4 protein-coding genes are annotated in these 3,525 nt (G+C 35.5%); all 4 read right to left on the minus strand.

Features of this window, described 5'->3' with window-relative positions; genetic code table 11:
- The coding region (locus tag ACFVSH_RS24175) for a GntR family transcriptional regulator (RefSeq protein WP_387708269.1) at positions 1 to 639 on the minus strand (639 nt) is incomplete at its 3' end.
- Positions 640 to 1,608: 969 nt separating this feature from the next.
- Positions 1,609 to 2,190, minus strand: a complete 582-nt coding sequence (locus ACFVSH_RS24180) for an undecaprenyl-diphosphatase (RefSeq protein ID WP_387598731.1) — start codon at positions 2,188 to 2,190, stop codon at positions 1,609 to 1,611.
- Between the two features lie 149 nt (positions 2,191 to 2,339).
- Positions 2,340 to 3,296: an LCP family protein gene (locus tag ACFVSH_RS24185; protein WP_387598735.1), complete on the minus strand. Its 957-nt coding sequence runs from the start codon at positions 3,294 to 3,296 to the stop codon at positions 2,340 to 2,342.
- 39 nt (positions 3,297 to 3,335) lie between these two features.
- A partial coding sequence (locus ACFVSH_RS24190) for a YkvA family protein (protein WP_387708271.1) occupies positions 3,336 to 3,525 on the minus strand: 190 nt, incomplete at its 5' end.

Below are 3,525 nucleotides of genomic sequence, written 5' to 3' on the forward strand. Positions count from 1 at the left end.
CGTAATTAAATTGTTCTTAGTCCGTAAGATGTGAAATTCTACTGCTGCCCTTAGTTCTGCAGGATCCCCTCTTAGTGCCGCTTCATATATCATCCGGTGTTCCCGTTGCGTTTCTGGGTAATAATCAATCAGCAAATTCGGCGCAATGGGGGAGATCCCCAGCGTTTCTACCATTTTTTGAACCCTTGGCCATGGGCACCCTTTTCGAAGGGTTTCGTGAAAAGCCGCATTCAAAAAGATATAATGCTCATTGGTTTCATCAGATAACTGAATTCCTTCCATTTCAATCAAAATTCCCTTTAGTTTTTCTTTGTCCTCCTTTGTTAAGTAAGGAAGTGATTTTTCTACTGCAAGGCCTTCAAGCAGTGACCTAGTATGATAAATTTCTTCAATATCATCCCGGGTAATCGGTGTGACGATCGCTCCTTTATGGGGAACCATTTCCACCAACCCTTCCAGTTGAAGCTGTGTTAGGGCCTCACGGATGGGCATCCTGCTAACTTTCAGGCGATCCGCCCACTCCTCTTGGATGAGTCGCTCTCCCTTTTTCAAAGTCCCATTCAAAATCGCTTTCCTAAGACTTTTTGTTACGTTTTTAACAATTGTTGATTTATCTCTTCCAGAATTTGCATTATCCAATCCAGCGTCCACCTTTCGATATTGGATACAATTTTAACTATAACAACTATATAAAGCGATTACAATACTGAAAATTAAATATATTGTATCCAATTATAAAAATAATGGATACAAAACTTTAGAAAACGATCTTTTTCAGACCTTATTATCATTTATGGCAATCGTTTATTTAAACAACCTGGTATTTGTTCCAAAACCATTAAAATTCACAAAATTCAAATAAGGAACCAACGCAAAAACCAGCTCCAAAATACCCTTGCAGCAAAAGAAGCTGGTCATCTTTTTTGATTATAGGGTGGCGCCATATCGCTATTAAGCAAGGGGTACCCAGAATATATGTTATTGGGATATGTTCCGTTGGGACATTTTTCTGAAGAAATATTTGTAATATACACGTTGATTTCACTCACCCATATACTCCCTTTTAAATAATCTACATTAATCCCCAAAAAATCCCCTAATACAGTCTTTGGTTGAAAACGACCCATTAATGGATGGTGAAATCTTGATTTATGAGGTTAATATTGTGTTAGGTATGGCTATTAATGAGTCAGAACTCGACATATGTATAACAAATAGACCTTCAGAAACGAAGGTCTACTTTTATGCTCCTTGTACATACCAATAATCTTACTTTAAATATTTTTAAAAAGTATATTTTCTTTGTTATATATATACTTTGTTGAAACCAAGATTATTTAAATAATGGCCAAATACCTTATATGCATATAAAGTATTTGGCCAACCAAATCCAAATTCTGAATGGACTCATCTCCATACAATCGATAATTAGAATCCCTACAATGAGGTCTAGTAAGTATTTGGGTGTAATAATCGAATTGTAATCCATACCATCCTGTTTATTGACTGCTGCATGATTGGACCATCTAATCGTCTATTAATATTTGTCTCTGTTTTCTTTTTCTTCACCGTGTGTGTTTCTATTATTTTGCTTTCCGTTTCAAAGGATTAATAACTTTTTTCACTTTGACCATTTTTGGGAACTAACGGAATTTTATTATATATATGGATGACCATCCTAGGAATCGGCTGCAAAAAGGGGCTAATCTTATAAATAAATATACTTACAATAGTCGCTACAGCAATGCTGCCAAGTACATCAAATGGATAATGGTGACCCACATATACACGAGAGATACCGGTTAATAACGCAAGCAAGACCATTCCAAATCCGATTTTACGGTGGCGTAATAAGACCGCTAAAGACAATGCAAATGCACCTGTAGTATGGTCACTTGGAAAAGAGGCATCAGCGGCATGTGAAAGTAATAAATGAACATTATGTGTTACAAATGGACGGGGTTCAAAGTAAATAAGACCAATAACAATGTTAATGAATAAACTCAATACCCCCGTCATAGCAGCAAAGACGACTGTATGTTTATGTTTTTCTTTCCCAAAAACCCACATCGCAATTAACGATACCGCATAAATCAGCAATGCTTTTTGTGTAGCAAAGACCATAAACTCGTCCAATAAAGGATGATGACCCGCAAGTTGATTAATTGATTGAAATAATTCGTAATTCATGAAAAAACCTCATCTCTCTAAAAAGTTATCTATTTGTTCAATAATTTAACATTATTCTCAAATACTCGTAGAAAATTATGTTCAAATTAGTAAACATGCAAAAAAGGCCACGTACAAATGACTTTTATATCGTGGTCAGTGGTCCTACCTCATTGACTGATATTACTTTCATCTTCAGTTGATTCTAAAAAGGCTTTTAAAGCTTGCTTGTTTTTATTGATATCAATTTTAAGCACAGCTCCCACGTTAACCGTTTCATTCTCATATGAATCTTGAACTGGTATCCGAATACTTTCCATACTTTTTGATTTCCCAGCAATTAACCCTTTGCCAATTGATAGAATAGTTGGAGTATCTACATTTGTATCAATATAAGGGTCAGCCACTCCAAGGATCTTTGGTAGATTTACCAAACTATGAACACTGACGGCTTGTTCTTTGATCTTTAAGACTACTTCCTGCTGTCTTTCCACCCGGCCAAAATCACTTAGACGATCGTGGCGAAATCGAACATAGCCTAACAATTTATCACCATGTAATATTTGTTTACCTGTATGCAGTGTCATCCCAATTCCATAGGACATTTCATATGGAATATCGACCTCGACTCCTTTAGGGGCAACGATATCGACTATTTTTGAAAACCCTTCAAAATCGACAACGGCATAGTAATTAATATCCACATCAAAATTTTCCTTAATCGTTTTCCTTACTAATTCAGGCCCGCCGAATGCAAAAGCGGCATTTATTTTTTGCATACCATGACCAGGAATATCCACATATGTATCCCTCATAATCGAAGCGATTTTCATAATATGAGTGTTTTGGTTATAATGAGCGATCATTAAGGTATCAGAACGTGCATGCTCCTCACCCCGTGAATCATTTCCAAATAATAAAATATTAATCTCTCCAAATTGAGGTTCAGTGCCTTGGAAGTCTTCAAACGTTTTTTGATCGTTCTTATACTTACCATTACTCGCTTCAGACAATCCATTTTTATATTGATAAATAACATAAATGGCTACTGTTACAAATAATAAAAGAACTGTGAAAAGGAGTTTTCTTAGCTTTCGTTTCTTATTTATTCTTACATTTTTTTTCATTTGGAATATCACCTGTCAGAATCGTTTTTATGTTTAGTCTCATGCTTTTGTTGATAATGAATTTAAAACAAGTTTTACTGCGATTGCATCATCTAAATACCCAATTGGAAAAATGTAATCAGGGATAATATCTACCGAAATAATAAAATAAATGAGCGCACTGCCAATGATGGCGAGCTCAGCAGAAGTACCATTTCTTAAGCGAAACCGATCAAACATTTCCTTAAAC

The sequence above is a fragment of the Peribacillus sp. NPDC058002 genome, assembly GCF_042886655.1.
GTDB lineage: Bacteria > Bacillota > Bacilli > Bacillales > DSM-1321 > Peribacillus > Peribacillus aracenensis.